General features: G+C 49.7%; 19 protein-coding genes. 10 read left to right on the top strand and 9 right to left on the bottom strand.

Annotated elements, in window-relative coordinates; all coding sequences use genetic code 11:
* The 8 genes from AC4PME_RS19105 to AC4PME_RS19140 form a co-directional block, all read left to right on the top strand.
* Positions 1 to 1385: alkaline phosphatase (locus tag AC4PME_RS19105; protein ID WP_491529707.1), on the top strand; the 1385-nt coding region annotated here is incomplete at its 5' end.
* A 60-nt stretch (positions 1386 to 1445) separates the two neighbouring features.
* A complete protein-coding gene (locus tag AC4PME_RS19110; RefSeq protein WP_491046747.1) occupies positions 1446 to 2204 on the top strand; it encodes a hypothetical protein in 759 nt (252 codons plus the stop codon).
* Positions 2205 to 2285: 81 nt separating this feature from the next.
* Entirely contained in the window at positions 2286 to 2915 is a 630-nt protein-coding gene (locus tag AC4PME_RS19115; RefSeq protein ID WP_119501810.1) for an OB-fold-containig protein, read from the top strand.
* A 27-nt stretch (positions 2916 to 2942) separates the two neighbouring features.
* The gene (locus AC4PME_RS19120; protein WP_491046748.1) at positions 2943 to 4694 is read left to right on the top strand and encodes a flotillin family protein; all 1752 of its coding nucleotides are present in this window, start codon (positions 2943 to 2945) and stop codon (positions 4692 to 4694) included.
* A gap of 231 nt (positions 4695 to 4925) precedes the next feature.
* Entirely contained in the window at positions 4926 to 6152 is a 1227-nt protein-coding gene (locus tag AC4PME_RS19125) for a sensor histidine kinase (protein ID WP_491046749.1), read from the top strand.
* Positions 6133 to 6768 (top strand): response regulator, encoded by a 636-nt coding sequence (locus tag AC4PME_RS19130; RefSeq protein ID WP_490710500.1) that lies wholly within the window; start codon positions 6133 to 6135, stop codon positions 6766 to 6768. Before AC4PME_RS19125 ends, AC4PME_RS19130 begins: the two co-directional genes overlap by 20 nt.
* A gap of 350 nt (positions 6769 to 7118) precedes the next feature.
* Positions 7119 to 8966, top strand: a complete 1848-nt coding sequence (locus AC4PME_RS19135) for a methanol/ethanol family PQQ-dependent dehydrogenase (protein ID WP_474846622.1) — start codon at positions 7119 to 7121, stop codon at positions 8964 to 8966.
* A 43-nt stretch (positions 8967 to 9009) separates the two neighbouring features.
* Entirely contained in the window at positions 9010 to 9657 is a 648-nt protein-coding gene (locus AC4PME_RS19140) for a pentapeptide repeat-containing protein (protein ID WP_491046750.1), read from the top strand.
* A gap of 38 nt (positions 9658 to 9695) precedes the next feature.
* Here the strand turns inward: AC4PME_RS19140 and miaE are convergent, their stop codons facing one another.
* On the bottom strand, positions 9696 to 10448 hold the full coding sequence (miaE, locus tag AC4PME_RS19145; protein WP_119501816.1) for a tRNA isopentenyl-2-thiomethyl-A-37 hydroxylase MiaE: 753 nt from the start codon (positions 10446 to 10448) through the stop codon (positions 9696 to 9698).
* A 107-nt stretch (positions 10449 to 10555) separates the two neighbouring features.
* Positions 10556 to 11125 (bottom strand): histidine phosphatase family protein, encoded by a 570-nt coding sequence (locus AC4PME_RS19150; protein WP_161599156.1) that lies wholly within the window; start codon positions 11123 to 11125, stop codon positions 10556 to 10558.
* 149 nt (positions 11126 to 11274) lie between these two features.
* Here AC4PME_RS19150 and AC4PME_RS19155 point away from each other — a divergent pair, with 149 nt between their 5' ends.
* Together AC4PME_RS19155 and AC4PME_RS19160 are read left to right on the top strand one after the other, a co-directional pair.
* Positions 11275 to 11952 (top strand): 2'-5' RNA ligase family protein, encoded by a 678-nt coding sequence (locus AC4PME_RS19155; protein ID WP_119501818.1) that lies wholly within the window; start codon positions 11275 to 11277, stop codon positions 11950 to 11952.
* Between the two features lie 250 nt (positions 11953 to 12202).
* A complete protein-coding gene (locus AC4PME_RS19160; protein WP_119501819.1) occupies positions 12203 to 12802 on the top strand; it encodes a Yip1 family protein in 600 nt (199 codons plus the stop codon).
* 78 nt (positions 12803 to 12880) lie between these two features.
* Here AC4PME_RS19160 and purF read toward each other — a convergent pair whose 3' ends face one another.
* The 7 genes from purF to AC4PME_RS19195 form a co-directional block, all read right to left on the bottom strand.
* Positions 12881 to 14404 carry an amidophosphoribosyltransferase gene (gene purF / locus AC4PME_RS19165; RefSeq protein WP_119501820.1) on the bottom strand — a complete coding sequence of 508 codons (1524 nt, stop codon included), beginning with the start codon at positions 14402 to 14404 and terminating at the stop codon, positions 12881 to 12883.
* 14 nt (positions 14405 to 14418) lie between these two features.
* Positions 14419 to 14907 carry a CvpA family protein gene (locus AC4PME_RS19170; RefSeq protein WP_119501821.1) on the bottom strand — a complete coding sequence of 163 codons (489 nt, stop codon included), beginning with the start codon at positions 14905 to 14907 and terminating at the stop codon, positions 14419 to 14421.
* A gap of 165 nt (positions 14908 to 15072) precedes the next feature.
* Positions 15073 to 15654 (bottom strand): SPOR domain-containing protein, encoded by a 582-nt coding sequence (locus tag AC4PME_RS19175; protein ID WP_119501822.1) that lies wholly within the window; start codon positions 15652 to 15654, stop codon positions 15073 to 15075.
* Positions 15655 to 15663: 9 nt separating this feature from the next.
* Positions 15664 to 16947 (bottom strand): bifunctional tetrahydrofolate synthase/dihydrofolate synthase, encoded by a 1284-nt coding sequence (gene folC / locus AC4PME_RS19180; RefSeq protein ID WP_491046751.1) that lies wholly within the window; start codon positions 16945 to 16947, stop codon positions 15664 to 15666.
* A complete protein-coding gene (accD, locus tag AC4PME_RS19185; RefSeq protein ID WP_417507931.1) occupies positions 16948 to 17793 on the bottom strand; it encodes an acetyl-CoA carboxylase, carboxyltransferase subunit beta in 846 nt (281 codons plus the stop codon). It lies immediately after the preceding gene.
* Between the two features lie 165 nt (positions 17794 to 17958).
* Complete coding sequence (gene truA, locus AC4PME_RS19190; RefSeq protein ID WP_119501825.1) at positions 17959 to 18750, bottom strand: tRNA pseudouridine(38-40) synthase TruA; 792 nt, start codon at positions 18748 to 18750, stop codon at positions 17959 to 17961.
* A gap of 77 nt (positions 18751 to 18827) precedes the next feature.
* The coding region (locus AC4PME_RS19195) for a FimV C-terminal domain-containing protein (RefSeq protein ID WP_491046752.1) at positions 18828 to 19687 on the bottom strand (860 nt) is incomplete at its 5' end.

Raw genomic sequence — 19687 nt, forward strand, 5'->3', positions numbered from 1 at the left:
CAGCCCGTATAATGGAAGGCCAGATGAACGGTGACAACGGTGAAGAGAACCAGTTGAGTTTCGACCGCTTCCCTTTCGCCGGTTTATCAAAAACCTATAACGTTGATGCACAAACGCCAGACTCAGCGGGTACCATGACCGCAATGATGAGCGGCGTGAAAACCGATGTTGGCGTGATTGGTGTAAACGAAAATATTGTTCGCAGTGACTGCAGCACCGTTGCCGGTAATGAGCTGGTAACGGCGCTGGAACTGGCGGAACTGGCCGGTAAATCTACCGGTATCGTGTCTACTGCACGTATCACTCACGCTACACCTGCAGCAACTTACGCCAAATCAGCTGACCGTAACTGGGAAGATGATGGCGACATGCCTGCTGAAGCCATCTCTGCTGGTTGTACCGATATTGCTGCGCAGCTGGTTGGTTTTGAAGCTGCCACAGAAGCACGTTTCGGTGCTGACATTGACGGTATCGAAGTCGTTATGGGCGGCGGCCGCCGTTCATTCCTGCCTAAAGACGCTGCATTTAACAGCCCTGACGCTGTCAGCGCTGTTGAAGGTGACCGTACTGACGGACGTGATCTGACCGCAGAATGGTCTGCGCAATATCCTAATGGTGTTTACCTGTACGATCAGGCCGGTTTTGACGGACTCGACACAGAAACCACTGAGCGTGTTTTCGGCCTGTTCAATGAATCGCACATGCAATACGACGCAGACCGCGTTAACGATGTAGCCGGTGAACCGTCAATCAGCGAAATGACAGAAGCTGCGATTAAAATTCTGGATAATAACGATGACGGCTTCTTCCTGATGGTGGAATCCGGTCGTATTGACCATGCCCACCACGCCGGTAACGCTTACGGTGCACTGACCGATACGATTGCCCTTGCAGATGCTGTAGCTGTAGCTGATGAGTTAACGGATGACGAAGATACATTAATCATCGTCACTGCCGACCACGGTCACGTATTTACCATCGCCGGTTATCCAAAACGGGGTAATCCGATTTTGGGCAAAGTGGTTAACGTAGGCGCAGACGAAGCAGCAACTGCAGCTGACGGTATGCCATACACCACGGTTGGTTATATGAACGGTAACGGCTTCCGTGACCTTGGTACCGAAACCGATGCTGACGAAATCTACAACTATGATGTCAACGCCGGCCGTCAGGATCTGGCAGATGTTGATACCACTGCTGCCGGTTTCCACCAGGAGTCTTTAATCCCGCTTTCATCTGAAACTCACTCCGGTGAAGACGTTGGCATATATGCAAAAGGTCCTGGCGCATTCCTCGTCAACAGCACTAACGAGCAAAGCGTTATCTTCCATGTGATGGATTTTGCCGGAAGTCTGATTGATGACGCAGAAGCGGCCATCGAGTAACAATAAGCTCTGAATACAGGGACGTCCGTCTGGCCGTCCCTTTTTTGCTGGTAATAAATAATGAAACAATCTCACACTCTTCTCTGCGGACTGCTCTTATCCGCATCCACTCTGTTTACTTCAGCGGTAACTGCCGCAACGTCTGAAGAACCGGTTCAGTGTGATGCTGAAAAGAACTGGGTGAAAGCAGACTATACCCTTACTGAGACGACCAACGACAAAGTTCGAAGCCGTTCACTGACCTTATGGCGAAAACCGGATGTGGTAGCGCACCAGTATCCTGCCAGCGACATCACGCAGGTTTGGGAGCATGTGCATGAACGGGTAAAACAAACGCGCTTTTTTGATGCTCACAAACGGGGCATTGAATATCAGCCGGGCGAAAATATTCATGGCCGCGTTGATAACGACTGGGAATACCGCAATCAGCTGGTTAAGCAGGCCTTTATCGACGGGCTGGAGAAACAGGATTCACAAGGGTCAGGCTGCGATATCCGTACACGTTATACTGCCGGCAGTGAAAACGGGCATATCGAACTGGTTTGGGCAGACAAACTGCAACTGATTGTCTCGTTCACTGTGACTCAAGGCGAACAGAAAATGCACTGGCAACAGCAATCGCTGTCTCATGAACAGGCAGACATCAACGCATTTTTTGCAAGTCGCTACGGATATCAGACAACTGATTATGCCGATATTGGCGATGATCATACCGATCCGTTTCTCACCAACATGGTACACCAGGGCTTTATAGAAGCCGGTGCCAGTGGTTTTTACAATGCCAGCGGTGAAGCCCTTGAGGGATCTCACCTGCACTAAAGATCGTTGTAAACTCCTCGCAATTTGATAAGAATGTGTTATAAAAAATAGCAATCAGGATTCATCAAGGATGGTGAAAAAATGTCCACATTCTTCTTTCATGATGCCAACTTTCTGTTCAGTGCAGCAGTTGGCATTGTCATCTTACTGTTCATTATTGAATTACTCGGCATGGCGCTGGGGATCAGTTTATTAGGCATTTTCGACGATATGCCTGAACCCGACCTTGGCGGTGGTGAGTCTGTGTCAGGACTGGCCGCCCTTACCAACTGGCTGTCGCTGGACAAATTACCGGTGATGATCTGGTTCATTCTGCTTCTTACCCTTTTCGGACTCACCGGCTACATACTGAATCTGTCTTACGCCAGCTTTCTGGGCGGACGCTTCTTACCGCCGGCGGCTGGTGTTCCAATCGCTATTTTCGTTTCCCTGCCCCTCACCGGCCGGCTTGGCAGCGCACTGGCAGGCCTGTTACCAAAAAATGAAAGCAGTGCCATCGACAATGATGAATTTGTTGGCGCTGTAGGAGAAATCACAATAGGCGTTGCCCGTAATGGCAGTCCGGCGGAAGCGAAATTTACTGACCGTTACCGCCAGGTTCACTATGTACTGGTTGAGCCTTTTGAAAGTGATGAAACCTTCACCCGCGGAGAAAAAATCATCCTCGTAAAGAAAAGCCTGCATAGTTGGCTTGCTACCCGATATAAATAACCCTGCAGCAATAAGGAAGTTGTAAATATGGAAACCTACTCTGCTAATAATCTGCCCGCCGTTCTCATTATCGGGCTTGTTGTCGTTATCGCCCTGCTGGCCATTGGTCTTATTTTCGCCAAGCTTTATAAACGGGCCACTAAAGAAACGGCCTTCGTCAGAACCGGTCTGGGCGGTGAGAAAGTCATTAAAGATGGCGGTGCGATTGTGCTGCCGGTGGTGCACGAAATCATTCCCGTGAACATGAACACCCTGCGTATTGAGGTAGAAAAAACCCAGAAAGATGCGCTGATCACCAAAGATCGCATGCGGGTGGATGTAAAAGCCGACTTTTATTTACGTGTAGCGCCCAGTGCCAGCGGCATTTCCATGGCGGCACAAACTTTAGGTACCCGTACAACCCGGGCCGAAGAAGTGAAAAAACTGATGGAGTCGAAGTTCGTTGACGTACTTCGCGCCGTGGCTGCAGAAATGACAATGACCGAAATGCATGAACAGCGTGCAGATTTCGTCCAGAAAGTGCAGCAGAGTGTTGCAAACGATCTTGAGAAAAATGGTCTGGAACTGGAATCGGTAAGTTTAACCGGCTTCGATCAGACCGACCTGGATTTCTTCAATGAGAACAATGCATTTGATGCTGAAGGTCGTGCCCGTCTTGCAAAAATCATTGAAGAGAAGCGTAAAGAAACCAACGATATCCAGCAGGAAAACCGCATCAAGATTGAAACCCGTAATCTGGAAGCGGAAAAAGAGTCGCTGAATATTAAACGGGAAGAAGAAGAAGCCCGACTGATGCAGGAGCAGGTTTTGCAGTTTAAGCGTCAGGAGCAAAAAGCTGAAATCGCTAAACAGCGGGAGCAAAAAGAACGGGAAGAACGTGAAGCCGGCATTGCCAAAGAAAAAGCCGTTGAAGCAGCTGAAATTGACAAGTCACGTGAGCTGGAAACCCGTGAAATTGCCAAGCGCAAAGCACTGGAAGAAGCCCGTATTGCCCAGCAGCAGGACGTCGAAGTAGCCGAACAGGTTAAACAAATTGCGGTTGCTACCAAATCAGAAGAAGAGTCTGCTGCACGTGCTAAAGCCGCAGAAGCTGAAAAGACTAAGGTAGAGAAAGAAGAAGCGGTAACGACAGCCCGTCAGGTTGCAGAAGCTAAGCGTCGCATGGAAATTGAAGTGATTGACGCCCGTAAAGAAGCGGAACGGGAAGCAGTAGGTATTACCGTAGAAGCTCAGGCGAAGAAAGAAGCGGCGGAGAATGCGGCTGAAGCCATTTTAACAGAAGCCAAAGCATCAGCTGATGCAAAAATGCTGCAGGCGCAGGCCGATGAAAAAGTACTGGCCGTAGAAGCGGCGGGTAAACAGGCGCTGTACGATGCTGAAAACACCCTGAAGGACGAGCAGATTGAATTGCAAAAAGCGCTGGCAATTCTGAAAGTCCTGCCTGAAATCATCGCCAGCGCCGTGAAGCCGCTGGAAAATATTGAAGGCATTAAGATTCTGCAGGGCTACGGGACCGGCAATGCCGCCGGCGGTGCAGACGGTACAATAAGCACCGGTAATGGCAGTATGGCCGATCAGGTTACGCAGGCAGCGTTGAATTACCGTGCAAACGCACCGGTTGTTGATGCCCTGTTGCGAGAAGTCGGCCTGGTAGATAAAGCCGGTGGTTCACTCACCGATTTATTAAAAGGCGACAATGCTATGGTTGCAGCCCTTACCTCTCAAACCGGCACGGCCTCTGAAACGAAATCAAATGGTGCCGGCCCTGCCCCGCAATAAATCCGGTATCCGGCGGGTTCGATCCCACTACATATGAAAGGAGCGCATCGCGCTCCTTTTTTGTTGTCTTTAATCCGGCTCTGAAGCATTTCCTACCAAAGTACTATAAATCTGTAGCTAAAGTGGCAAGGCAATTTTGACCTGATGCTGACTAAAATACATTATGGCTTCAGGTACGAAAGAACGATGAAAGCAACCAGCAGAATTACACTTACAATCACAGGTATCTATTTGATATCAGGAATAGTGCTGGCTTTCATCATGTACAGTCAGGCAACAAAAGATGTTGCCACCGAAATTAACGCATCACTGGCACTGGCTGATGCGTTGGTTGAACAAAACGTTGACTTTGCAACCATAGAAGCAGCCTTGCAGCACAGCCGTCACCTTACAGCCCTGGCAATCGATTCTCCGGCCGGTTCAACACTTAACTCTCCGGATGCTTCATTTTTCCCCGTAGAACCTGTTAGTGTGTTCAGTCATCCGGAAGATCCCCGCCGGCAACTATTTCTGTTTGCTAATCCCGCTGCTGAACGGGAAGAGATCCTGACCACGGTCTATCAGGTTTTCGGTTTACTGGCGATTTCACTTTTATTCACTCTCAGCGTAATGCACATCGTGGTTCAGTCAAGAATGAAGCCTTTACAGGCTCTGAGTTCAGCTCTCAGTAAAGTAGCGAAAGGCAATTATCGTGTTGACGTTGAACACAGCGATATTGAAGAAATTGACAGTGTGGTTACCCATACCCAGCTGATGGCTTCTGCACTTGAAGAAAGAGAGAACAAAGTACAGCAACTGAGAAATAAACTGGCTTCCCTGCAAGAGCACGAACGCCAGAATCTCGCCCGTGAATTACACGATAATCTGGGCCAGCTGGTAACTGGTATCCGTGTACAAAGCTACATGTTGCGCCAGCAAACACAAAGCCCGAAATTCATAGAACGCACAGCCACTTTACTTGGCGAGCAATGTGCAGAAATACAGTCCGGCATACGGCAACTGGTTAATAAACTCTACCCCGTCACACTGAATAAAATGGGCCTGGTTTCCGCCCTGCGGGAAATGCTGGAACGCTGGTCAGAAATTCACAATATTGCTGTTACCTGCTCCCTTCCCGACCTCAGCCCGGAAAAAAATATTGAGAGGGACATGCATCTGTATCGCATCACCCAGGAAGCCTTGAGCAACGTTGCACGACATGCACATGCTTCAAAAGTGCATGTTTCGCTCACCCTGACGCAAAACGCCATGACATTGAATATCACCGACAACGGTACCGGATTTGCGGAACAATCAGAGTGTTCCGACGGACTGGGACTGGCATCCATGCGTGACAGAGCCCGTCTTACCGGTGGGCATTTTGCAAAAGACAATTTCGAAGAAGGAGCACGTATACAGGTTGTTGTTCCTTTGACGGCCGGAACGGAGAAGAGCAGTCATGCACATATTACTTGTTGATGATCACGCTGTTGTACGCCAGGGATACGGTGCCCTGCTGTCAATGATGCTGCCGGAAGCCACGATTCACGAGGCGGAAAATGCCCGCCAGGCGATGACATGTATGGCGCAGAATGATGTGGACGTAATGATTCTGGACATTAACCTGGAGCAGGCCAGTGGCCTGAACCTGGCTCCACGCTTCCTCAGCCGTTGGCCGGGACTGAAAATCATATTTTTCAGTATGTTTGACGAGGCCTCTATTGTTAACCGGGCAATGCATACCGGTGCCAGCGGTTATATCAGTAAACGTTGCAGACCGGAAATAATGCTTGATGCGGTAAAAACTGTAATGGCCGGACGCACTTATATTGAACACGAACTGGCCATTAATCTTGCGTCATATGCTTACAGTGAGAAGAAAGATATTTTCGACCAGCTCACCCGCCGTGAATTCGATGTGTTTATGGGTGTAGCCAAGGGGCAGAAACGGACACGGATTGCAGAAGATTTGAATATTTCTGACAAAACGGTTTCTAATGCCATCACCCAGCTTAAAAGTAAACTTCAGGTAAAAACCAGTACTGAACTGGTTCATCTCGCCATCGACAACGGTTACGTCAAAGTGGCGTCATGATCCTGTGAATTTCGGGAATTGCTCCTGCCAAAACCGGGAAAAGTTCCGTGGTTACCAGACGTCATTTACGTCACACTTACTCTAAATCGAAGGCTGCATTGTTCGACCAACCTTTCGGTTTAGTGAGGTTCAACAGCTCACACCCTATTCCGGCTAACCCTTTGTGGTTAGCCTTTTTTTTATTTATTTCGTGGCAGATATCAGCTTCTGTAACCTTGTTTCTCTGACGGGATAAATCCCGCTTCAAATCGGGAATTATTCCCGCCTTACTTCGGGCAAAAGTCTATTCTCCCTGCCCCCTGCTGCTCGCATACTGTTAACACTTCATAAACAAATAGCAAAGGTACGCTATGACTATTACACCTAAGAACACCACTAAAAAACTGTTGCTGTCTGCTATTCTCGTGAGCAGCGCACTTGCCAGTCAATATACTCAGGCTAAAGGCGTCACCTGGGATGATATTGAGAACGATGCCAGTACCACAGAAGATGTACTGATGTACGGTATGGGTCCGGAAGCACAGCGATTCAGCTCACTGGACAAAATTAACAAAGACAACGTGCACATGCTGACACCGGCATGGACCATGAGCTTTGGTGACGAAAAGCAGCGGGGTCAGGAATCTCAGGCACTGGTTTATGACGGCGTTGTTTATGTGACCGCCAGTTATTCCCGTATTTTCGCCTTTGATGCCAGAACCGGCGAAAGAAAGTGGACCTATTCTCACCGGTTACCTGAAGGGATCCGCCCCTGCTGTGACGTGATTAACCGTGGTGCTGCCATTTACGGCGACATGGTGTATTTCGGTACGCTGGATGCCGGAATCGTGGCACTGAACCGCCACACTGGTAAAGTGGAATGGAAAAAACGTTTTGAAGACTACCGCGCCGGTTACACCATGACAGGTGCGCCGACACTGGTAAAAGATCAGAAAACTGGCAAAGTCCTGCTGATCCACGGCTCCTCCGGCGATGAATTCGGTGTGGTAGGCAAACTGTTCGCCCGTGACCCGCTGACCGGCGAAGAAGTGTGGATGCGCCCCTTCGTTGAAGGTCACATGGGCCGGCTAAACGGTAAAGACAGTACCCCCACCGGTGATGAAAATGCCCCTACCTGGCCGCGTGATGAAAACGGCGAGCTGGTTGAAGCCTGGCATCACGGTGGCGGTGCGCCATGGCAGAGTGCCAGCTTTGATGTAGAAACAAACACCATTATTATCGGTGCAGGTAACCCGGCTCCCTGGAATACATGGAAGCGTACAGCAAAAGGCGATGATCCGCGCAACTGGGATAACCTGTACACCTCAGGTCAGGTTGGTGTAGACCCTACCACCGGTGAAGTGAAATGGTTCTATCAGCATACGCCAAATGATGCCTGGGATTTCTCCGGGAACAACGAGCTGGTACTGTTTGAATACGATGACAACGGCAAAACAGTTAAAGCAACTGCTCACGCCGACCGCAATGGCTTCTTCTATGTGGTAGACCGTGAGAACGGCGAATTCATCAAAGGCTTCCCGTTTGTAGACAAAATTACCTGGGCTACGCACATCGACCCCGATACAGGTCGCCCGGTTGAAGTAGAAGGACAACGTCCGCCTCTGCCGGCCCCCGGCGAAGAGAAAGGAAAATCAATTGAAGTTTCCCCTCCATTCCTGGGCGGAAAGAACTGGAACCCTATGGCGTACAGTCAGAACACCGGCTGGTTCTATCTGGGCGCAAACCACTGGAAAGAAGATTACTGGACAGAAGAAGTTAACTACGTAAAAGGTAATGCATACCTTGGTCAGGGCTTCAGAATTAAAACCCTGTTTGACGACCATGTGGGCGTGCTGCGTGCAGTAGACCCTGTATCCGGTGAAATAAAATGGACGCATAAAGAGAAGCTGCCATTATGGGCCGGCGTCCTGGCCACGAAAGGCGGATTAATTTTCACTGGTACCGGCGATGGCTTCATCAAAGCGTTTGATGAGAAAACCGGTGAGGAACTGTGGAAGTTCCAGACAGGCTCAGGCATCGTTTCCTGCCCGATCACCTGGGAAATGGACGGTGAGCAATATATCGGTTTCGCTTCAGGTTACGGCGGTGCTGTGCCACTGTGGGGTGGCGATATGGCAGAACTGACCAAGCCTGTCGCACAAGGCGGTTCATTCTGGGTATTCAAGTTACCGAACTTCGACAAAGTCGCAAAACGTTAATCATACCCGGCGGGGCTGCGGCCCCGCTTACATGGAGTGACTTATGAAACCCTTGTATTTTCTGTTCTGCTTTGCTGCCACACTGAGCCACGCAGAGCCTTTGCCTTTTGATGATGACGTGGCCGAAATTGACGGTTGCAAATTGACTCAGGGAACACGATGCAGTAATGCTGATTTGTCCGGTGCTGATTTGCGCCACATGGATTTGTCCGGCTCCGTGTTCACAAATGTCAACTTCAGCGGTGCAGATCTGCGCCATGCTGATCTCAGCTACGTAACATTCAAAAAAAGTAAACTGGACAAAGCAAACCTGGCGATGGTGTCGTTGAATCACAGTGATCTACGTACTTCCACCTTAACCGGGGCCAATCTTGAAGGAGCCACCGGTTTCTCCCTGTTCGCTCAGGGTGTTAATTTCAACGGCGCTGACCTGACAGGCGTCAATTTCGACCAGGCGAGAATGTCAGGCGCAAAACTCAACGGAGTGACTCTGCGGAATGCCCGCATGGAAAGGGTCTGGATGAATAAAATTCAACTCGCAGGCGCCGATCTGACGAACGCAAACATTCAGGAAGCCAAGCTGAATGACGCCAATTTGTCCCGCGCTGACTTAACCGGTACACGTATTCATTTCGCCACTTTTCAGGGAACATACATGGCAGACTGCACAAATTGCCCCGTAGACTGGTGAAGGTATGCTTGCTGCCGAAGCCTGCAGTCGGGGTTTCTCTATACGGGTAAACCGCTGTGGAATTTAAAATCCTCATCCGGTGAGGTTATCAGTTCACCTTCTACCTCACCGAAAAAAGCAATACGTTCAGCAATATCCTCACCGGCAATCTCTTCTGCCAGCGTCAGATAATCCTGATAATGTCGGGCTTCCGAGCGAAGTAACGAAATATAAAAATCGCCCAGACGCTTATCAACGTGAGGTGCCAGCTTTGCGAAACGCTCGCAGGAACGGGCTTCAATATACGCGCCGCAAATGAGTTTATCTGTGAGGGCTGCCGGCTCATGAGTACGCACGTGACGCAGCAGTCCTTTTGCATAGCGGCTTGACGCGATATTTTCATAAGGAATGTCGTACTCATTCATAATTTCCAGTACCTGGAAAAAATGATGCAGTTCCTCTTTGATAAGCAGCACCATTTTATCTATGAGATCCTGGCCGTAAGGTGTGCCGGACTTGGGAATGATCGATTTCGACAATTTGTTATGTTTAAGCAGTGACTGCCAGTCACCTTCTTTCCGGTACGCAAAGTCTTCAAAAGGCTTCAGCCATGCCAGTAAGGCATCGCCGCTTTCCTTATCTACCGCATAGCGACGGATAAGAAACATGGCACTTTGCGCGGCTTTTAGCTCGCAAATCAAATGATCAGTCAGTACCACCGCCAGATTGTCTTTTTCCGCGGCTTTTTCAACCCAGGCATCAGGGGTTTCACACTGTAAAAATGAATGGATAGGTGCGAGTAATTCGTTCATCTGTGGACAGCACTGCTTTTTCAGGTTAATACATATCAGTTAAATAAAGACAACGCCCTTAAGGGCGCCGCCGGGCGCGGATCCTATCACAAATCCGCTGAGTATATTTAGTCGATCCACTGCTGCCAGTGCAGTTTACCATTTTGCCAACCCAGCAACATGCCGCCACAATTATCTATAGTACGGCCTTCACCGAAACTGCGGGCGATACAGGCCATCGCATCACCATGACTGACAATAAGAATACGGGAAGCCGTTTCGCTGTTCACCAGTGCGTGAAAGGTTGTCATAAAACGTTCGGTTACCATGTTGGCACTTTCACCGCCGTTGTCAGGCATAAGATCAGGACGGGTATACCGGTGTTCTTTAAACGCTTGATAGGCTGCAAGTCCGCTGGTTTCCTTTCCCTGCCATTCACCAAAGTTACGTTCGCAGAAACCTTCGTACACTTTATGGGACTGTCCCAGCGAGGTGGCACAAATTGCAGCGGTATCTTTCGCGCGGCCAAGGTGTGAGCTGACCACAAGATCAATATCCCAGTTCCCGGCCTTCGCTGCCAGCTCAGCCGCCTGTGCCCGTCCTTTTTCTGTCAGCGGACTGTCGAGCTGACCCTGTAGGCGTTTGTCTCGATTCCATTCGGTCTGACCATGACGGCAGAGATAAATGTGTTTTTCCATGTTTATCCTTAGCATTCATTGAAGTATCAGACTTGTGGGAAAGCGCTGTTTCAAGTAGCGTTGATGCCTGCCACTCCCTGCTGATCACCAACAGATTGACTGCCGGTATTTGAAAGGGTTTTCGTTATTCTACATCATGAGATAAGCCGTTGAAATTAAGTGCGTCCATTATTGCAATCTTGTCAGGTTGTTTACTGTCTTTTGCTGCGCTGGCAAAAAGTGTGTCTGTTAATGTTTTTGCTTTACCTTCGGCAGACATAGAGCAGACGGTTGCCTCGGTAAGCGATAAACTGAAGCAGAACGGTATGGAGAGCTTTTACGAACAGGGATTTCCTGTCCATATTACGTTGTACCTCACCACTTACGACGAAGCCGCTATTCCCGGTTTACTGGCGAAAGTGGAAATGCTCACAACCACACAACCGGCAGTGCCCCTGAAAGCTGAGGGATTTACGGTAACCGCAGGGAACTGGGTATTTGTCGATGCGGTAAAAGAAACAGAACTACAACAACTGGCAGATAAACTGACAAATGCCCTGTCTCCGTTAAGAGATCTTTCAGCGCCACTGCCTGCGTGGGTTAATGCCTATCCGCAAAAGAAAGCGGTGTTCGAACAATATGGCAGCCCTAATGTATTTGCACAATTTGAGCCGCATATGACATTGCTGGCCGCAGAAGCATCACCCGCCCTGCCAGCAATGAAAAAGCACTTTGCAGCCTCTCCCCCCTCTGCTACCGGTTATGTAAAAGCTGTGGGCGTGGGACTGGCGGATGCAAAAGGCCAGATAACCAAAGTTCTCGGACATTTCCCGCTCAAGCAGCCGTAAACAACGTCTGTTTCTTCCCTTCTAACTAATTCGGGCCGGATATTTCCTTACGGCCCCGATTTTCTGCGCTTTAATATCTTCAGCAAATTCAACCACTCACATAACTGAACATTTTTTAAGCAAAAAATATTTGACCCTGCACCAAACATGATCAACACTCATTGTAAAATTAATGTTAATTATATTAACCATAAACAAACATCAATATGATCAACGCTGCACGCAGCGCCGGTAACAATAAGGTGAAAATATGATATTGAATCACTTACTCGGCATATACACTCATCCCCGTGAAGAATGGCAGGACATAGACAGACGACATGAAAGTTGCGTGTATGCCCTTAGTCATATCGGGGTTATTGCGTTGATACCTTCACTGGTCACCTATTATTCCGGTGCACACCTGGGCTGGAGTATCGGTGCCGGAGATTTAATAAAGCTTACCGAGCAAAGCGCAGCGATGCTGGCTGTAGGTATGTATTTTGGCCTGATAGCCGGTGTGCTTATTCTTACCTACATGATTCATGAGCTTGCTAATGCGTTTGACGCCAAGCCTAATTATACCGAATCTTTAGATCTTGCCGCGTATACGGCGACACCATTATTTATGACCGGGTTTGCTGGTCTTTATCCGGAACTCTGGTTTGTGATGACAGTAGGTCTGGTCGGACTCGCCTACTCTGTATACCTGCTTTATTCAGGTACGCCAATCATGATGCATATACCGGATGGTAAAGGGTTCATTTATGCCAGTTCTGTAGTGACGTGCGGACTGGTACTTCTGGCCATTTTAATGGCCAGCACCGTGATCATGTGGAGTATGGGCTTCGGTCCGGTATACGTGCACTGATCATTAAATTTCATCCATATCCGAAAGCAAAAGACCGCTCTGAAAGCGGTCTTTTTATTTGGTACGCGGATTTCCGGTTTAGTTGTCAGAATCCATATTGTGCATTTCCAGATTAGACAATTCTGCCTGCACGACAGGACCGCTCTTTGACGCTTCACCACGGGCAATATCAATGCGCTCAAGGTAATCCTGGTCAATATCAGCAGTAATGTAATTACCGTCGAATACTGACGTTTCAAAGCGCTGAATTTCAGGGTTCTCTTCCCGTACCGCTTCAACCAGATCTTCAATGTCCTGGAAAATCAGTCCGTCAGCCTGAATAAGATCTGCAATCTGGTCAATCTCACGGCCGTAGGCAATCAGTTCATTGGCAGACGGCATGTCGATACCGTAAACATTCGGAAAACGGATCTCAGGAGCAGCAGAAGCAAAGTAAACTTTCTTCGCACCGGACTCACGGGCCATTTCGATGATTTGACCGGACGTAGTGCCCCGTACAATAGAGTCATCTACCAGCAGTACGTTTTTGCCTTTAAATTCTGAAGAAATAGCGTTCAGTTTACGGCGTACAGACTGCTTACGCATGGTCTGCCCCGGCATAATAAAGGTACGGCCGATATAACGGTTTTTCACAAAGCCCTGACGATATGGTAACTCAAGGGTATTGGCGATTTGCAGCGCCACATCCATGGAAGTTTCCGGAATAGGAATGACCACATCGATATCGAGGTCGGCCCACTCGCGGGCAATTTTCTCACCCAGCTTACGTCCCATGTTAACGCGGGAAGCGTAGACAGAAATACCATCGATGAATGAATCAGGACGGGCAAAGTAAACAAATTCAAAAACACACGGGGAAGTGGCCGGTACTTCAGCACACTGCTGGGTATGCAGTTCACCTTTTTCGGTGATGTATACACATTCGCCCGGCGCTACGTCACGAATGAAGGTAAAACCTACCGCATCCAGAGCCACGCTTTCAGAAGCAACCATGTATTCTTCGCCCATTTCTGTAATGCGCTTGCCCAGCGCCAGAGGACGGATACCGTTAGGGTCACGGAAAGCTACCAGGCCCTGTCCGATAATCGCAGCAACCACGGCATAGGCACCGCGGATCTTCTTATGGACGGTTGTGACCACTTTGAAAATATCTTTTGCAGTTACGGTCAAGTCGGCAACCTGCTGCAGTTCATGAGCCAGAATGTTTAATAACAGTTCAGAATCTGAAGAGGTATTAATGTGACGGCGGGCAATACGGAACACTTCGTCCTGCAGTTCGTGTGCATTGGTAAGGTTACCGTTATGCGCAAACGCGATACCGAAAGGTGAGTTCACGTAGAAAGGCTGTGCCTCAGCAGAGCTTGATGTGCCTGCGGTGGGATAACGGCAGTGACCGATACCCATATTTCCTGACAGACGCTTCATATGGCGTGTGTGGAAAACATCCCGCACCAGGCCATTTGCTTTTCTCAGATTAAATCGATTCTGTTCGATCGTAATGATACCAGCAGCGTCCTGTCCGCGATGCTGTAACACTGTCAGTCCATCATAGAGTGACTGAGCAACAGGTGTTTTACCAACAATTCCGACAATACCACACATTTGCTTTACCTATATCAAGCGGGTTTTAGAAAACTGGAGCTGCCTTTCACGAAGGTGAAAAACCACTCTATGATGACACCAAATTCCGGTATCAGCAGAGACTGGCTCCACCAAACGGCTTTTGCTGCATCGGTAAACGTATCCATAAAGAACAATAGTGCGCTTACAATCAGTACGCCACGTAAAGCGCCGAAAATTGCGCCTAACGCCCGGTCTGTGCCGGATAATCCTGAAGCTTGTACTAACTGGCCGACAACGTGGTTAAATAAACCACCCAGTACCAGCGTAACAATAAAGAGAACAACGATTGCAGCACCATTGCGCAGCACCTCGTCGTCTATTTGCGTGAAATAGACAGCAAGATCGGCATGAAATTCACTGGCAATAAAAAGTGCACCGAACCAGACAACCAGGGAAATGGCTTCTTTCACAAAGCCACGCATCAGACTTATCAGCGTTGAAACCGCGATAATACCGAGAATGGAAAAATCAACCCAATTCATGAAGCGTTATACTATCCGTCTGTCGTTAAGCACGCAGTGTGACTGCCCCGCTGCGAGATGGCGCGCATTCTAACAGAAGCCCCGGAGATTACCAATGTGTAATCTTAACGCGGACCGGGTAACTTCCCGCCTGAGTAAGAAAAACTTGCCACCTGCCGCCGGAAGCTATTCTGCGTTGAATGTAGCCACCTTCCCTTTCAGTCCGGTGATCTCCTGCAAATGCGGCACTGCTTTTTGTAATTTTGCTTTGTCGGTATCTGGTCCGACGAACACTTTCGTCAGCGGACCGGAACGGGTTTCCACAGGACGGCTGAAGGCACGGTAGCCGGCCTGTTCAAGTTTTACGAGTAATTGCTTTACGTTTTTCTGGTGGCGGAAACTACCAAGCTGCACCACCCAGCTGCCTTCAACGGCTTCCGGCGCTGGCTGCTCCACCACTGTCTGACGGGCCAGGTCGTCTTCAATAGCTTGCTGTGCTTTTTCTGACGATGCAGCAACCTGTGCAGCTTCATCATCAACCGCAGGCTCATCGACCACTTCCAGCGGACGTTGGGTGACACCTGCAACGCGGTCTACAGGAAACGGCTCGGGATCCACAATAGGCTTTTTCGCCGGCGTAGCCGGCACACTGACAAATTCGTCCTGATTCGTTTCTTTTTTTCTGTCGAGAAAATCTGGCAGGAAAATGACTGCCAGCGCGACCAGAATAACGGTGCCGACCAGTCTGTTATGTAACGCCGGGGTCACTGTTCACTCCTATTGGATACTACTGTCCTTGTGAAACGTTAATACATCCGCAACGGTAAGAAAAGAGCCAAATACCAGGATGCGATCATTCTCACTTGCTGCTTCACGGGCTGCTTTATAAGCTGCGGTTACCGAATCAAATGCATTGGCATGTACCCGCTGATGTGGCTGTAAGTGCGACATTAAGGTACTGCCACTTAGGCCTCTTGGCCCGCTGGTATTACCAAGGTACCACTTCGCCTTTACGCCCGCCAGTTCATCCAGCGTGGCGGCCAGTGATTTATCTGCCAGCATACCGGCAACAATATGCAGTTCCCCGTTTAATCCGCTGTCAGCCCAGTCGCGCATTAATGCACAGGCCTGTGGATTATGGGCCACATCAACCAGCACTTCAGGCGATTGGGACAAGGTTTGTCTGCGTCCGGGCACATTCACGGTACTGACAAGCTGTTGCAGTGCGGTGTTGTCAGGAAACAACCCCAGACGTTTCAATGTTGCCAGTGCTGTCGCCACGTTTTGCAGCGGAATTTGCGGTATGGGCAACCAGGCTGTCTGCTCATCTTCATGATACCAGCGCCACATGTCACCCTGCTGCTCTGTACCGAACGTCCGGCCGGCCCACCAGGTATCAACCTGATGTTCACTGACGTACTCATCCAGCGTTGAAGGCGGCTCGCGCTCTCCTACTACCGCAATGCCGTTATTGCGCATGATACCGGCTTTCTCAATGGCGATGGCTTCACGGGTATCCCCCAGCCAGTCCATATGATCCAGACCAATGGTCGTGATAATAGCAATTGACGGTTCAATGATATTGGTTGCATCCAGCCGGCCACCAAGACCTACTTCAAGAATAGCGATGTCGACACCGGCATTCACCATCATCAGCATGGCGGCAAGCGTACCAAATTCGAAATAGGTCAGGCTGATATCACCTCTGGCCTGTTCAATTGCAGCGAAGGCTTCACAGTACAAGCGTTCTGCTTCAATGTCGCCATTTATGCGTACACGCTCACGGTAATCCAGCAGATGGGGAGAGGAATACACACCTGTGGTTTTACCCTGCGCCAGGCAGGCTTGCTCGATGAATCGGCAAGTAGTGCCTTTGCCGTTGGTACCGGCAACGGTGATGACAGTCTGGTTTGAAAAATCTAAGGCGAGTTTGTCAGCGACCTGCTTCACCCGCGTCAGCCCCATATCGATGGCTGTGGGATGAATGGACTCAAGGTAGGCCAACCACTGCGTCAGAGAGTTATCCGCTGACGCAGTAAAAGAAGGTGATTGTTTATTCACTTAATTCGGGCGATGCATCTTTTCTAACAGGCCGTGTAATTTATCACGCATTTTACGACGGTCAACAATCATATCGATGGCACCTTTTTCCAGCAGGAATTCACTGCGCTGGAAACCTTCAGGCAAGGTTTCACGAACGGTCTGTTCGATAACCCGCGGGCCTGCGAAACCGATAAGTGCTTTTGGCTCGGCAACGTTGACGTCACCCAGCATAGCCAGACTGGCCGAAACACCACCCATTGTAGGGTCGGTAAGCACAGAAATGTAAGGTAACCCCTTTTCGCTCATTTTTGCCAGTGCAGCAGAGGTTTTCGCCATCTGCATTAATGACATCAACGCTTCCTGCATACGGGCACCGCCGGAAGCAGAGAAACAAATCAGTGGCATGTTGTGTTCGAGGCAGGCATTAACAGCAGCCACGAAACGGGCACCGACAACAGATGCCATGGAACCGCCCATGAAGGCAAATTCAAAGCTGGCAACCACAACCGGCATGCCTTTCAGTTTGCCCTGCATCACGATTAATGCGTCTTTCTCGTTGGTGCTTTTTTGTGCCGCAACGATGCGATCTTTATAGCGCTTGGAATCTTTGAATTTCAGAACGTCCTGAGGTTCTAAATCTCCGCCCAGCTCTTTACGGTCGCCGGTGTCCAGAAACGCATCAATACGCTTACGGGCGCTGATACGCATATGGTTGTCACACTTGGGACACACTTCCAGCAGCTTTTCCAGTTCCTGCTTGTACAGCACAGCCTGACAGCTTGAACATTTCGTCCACACACCTTCCGGTACATTACCTTTCGTGGACGTTTGAGTTTTAGGCAGAATTTTTTGAATCCAGCTCATAGTAAGGAGAATCCTTGTTATCTGTAACTATGCTTCGTTGGTCTTTATTTGTGCACAGTGTTAAAAGAACGCGATTTAGCCATGTATTAGACCACATATCCGCACCCGGTAAAAAGTAAAACTGGTCTAAGAAGTCAAGCTACTCACCGACTGCTCATCAGGCTTTCAGGTTTCCGGCAGAAACAACGGCCCTGCCGGCTGGCGGGGAATGCCGAATGTATCCGGGTAAGTCACATCGACCAGGTACAGTCCGTTCGGTTTTGCTGTTGCAGCCGCCTGTGTGCGGTCTTTTGCGGCTAACAGTTCTGCAATCCAGCTTACCGGCTGTTCGCCACACCCTACTTTAATGAGTGAACCGACAATATTGCGCACCATATGATGCAAAAATGCATTCGCACGAATTTCGACAATTACATAGCGGCCCTGACGAAACACAGATACACCCGTAACGTTACGAAACGGCGTTTTTGACTGGCAGTGAGCAGCACGGAATGAGGTGAAATCCTGTTCGCCGATCACCGCCTGAGCAGCCTCGTGCATCAGTGATGCATCCAGTTCCTGGTATTCGTGGGTAACGCCGTTCAGCAGAATCGCCGGACGCAGTGGCGAATTATAAATCACATAGCGGTAGCGACGGTGGGTTGCAGAGAAGCGGGCGTGAAAGTCATCACTGACGGTTTTTACCCAGCTCACAGCGACAGAATCAGGAAGGTTGGTGTTCACACCCATTGTCCAGGCACGGTCCGGACGTTCACCGTCAAAGTCGAAATGCACCACCTGACCGGTGGCATGTACGCCGGCATCGGTACGGCCGGCACATTGCACATCAATGGGTTGATTGGCTACCACAGACAGTGCTTTTTCCAGATATCCCTGCACACTGGGTAATTCACGCTGACGCTGCCAGCCGTAGTGTGCTGCGCCATCATACTCGACGCCCAGGGCGATTCTTGCCATGAAAATTCTGCTCCCGCTAAAAAACCGGCTAAGTGTAGTCAGCCAATTAGCCAGATGCAAGCGTTAGCGCGCAGACACTAACTTAAACCGGCGAGGATTGTTTTGGCTTCTTCAATCTGATCTTCGCTACCCTTTTCAAGGACTTCGTTCAGCAGTTCTCTGGCAGCGGTAAAGTCATCCATTTCAACATAAACACGGGCAAGGTCGAGATTTGCACTCTGACCGGCATCCTTGTCGATGTCGATAACATCATCATCTTCGCCAATCCCGGAGAAGTCGGACAGGCTGACATCCAGGTCCAGCGGGGCATCATCATCAATGGCACTGTCGTCATCACTGTCATTGATTAGGGTTTCCACATCAAGAAAGTCATTTTCTTCTGCGTCATCGTCAATGCTTTGTTGCGGATCTGACAACAACGCTTCCAGGTCAAGGTCCGGGTTGCCCAGCGACATGTCAGGTTTTTCCTGAGGTGCCGGTTCACTGTCTGCGGCTGTGTCCGGAGCGACCGGTGAAGTGCCGGCCGGTGTTTCTTCGTCATCGCCCAGTCCACCCAGCAGGTCATCAAAATCAGCCTGTTCAAGCTCATCCAGTAACTTGTGATCTTCGCTGTGATCCTGTGACAGCCAGTCATCCAGACCCGGCAAGTCAGACAATTCATTGTATTCTTCTGATACAGGTTTTTGTGGCAGTTCACCGTCCTGCTCCTGCTCAAGGCTGAAGTCGTCGATACTGTCTTCTGTGTCACCGGCAGGTTCCTCCGGAGCAGTACGCTCAGAAGACGCAGGCGTGTCCATACTGGCGAAAGAAGGAATATCGTCCATCATCTGCCGGTCGAACTCTGCCAGTGCCTCATCAAGTGCACTGCCGTCATTCATCTCTTCCGGCTCTGGCTCTGGCTCTGGCTCTGGCTCTGGCTCTGGCTCTGGCTCTGGCT

The sequence above is a fragment of the Alteromonas sp. genome (assembly GCF_984505615.1).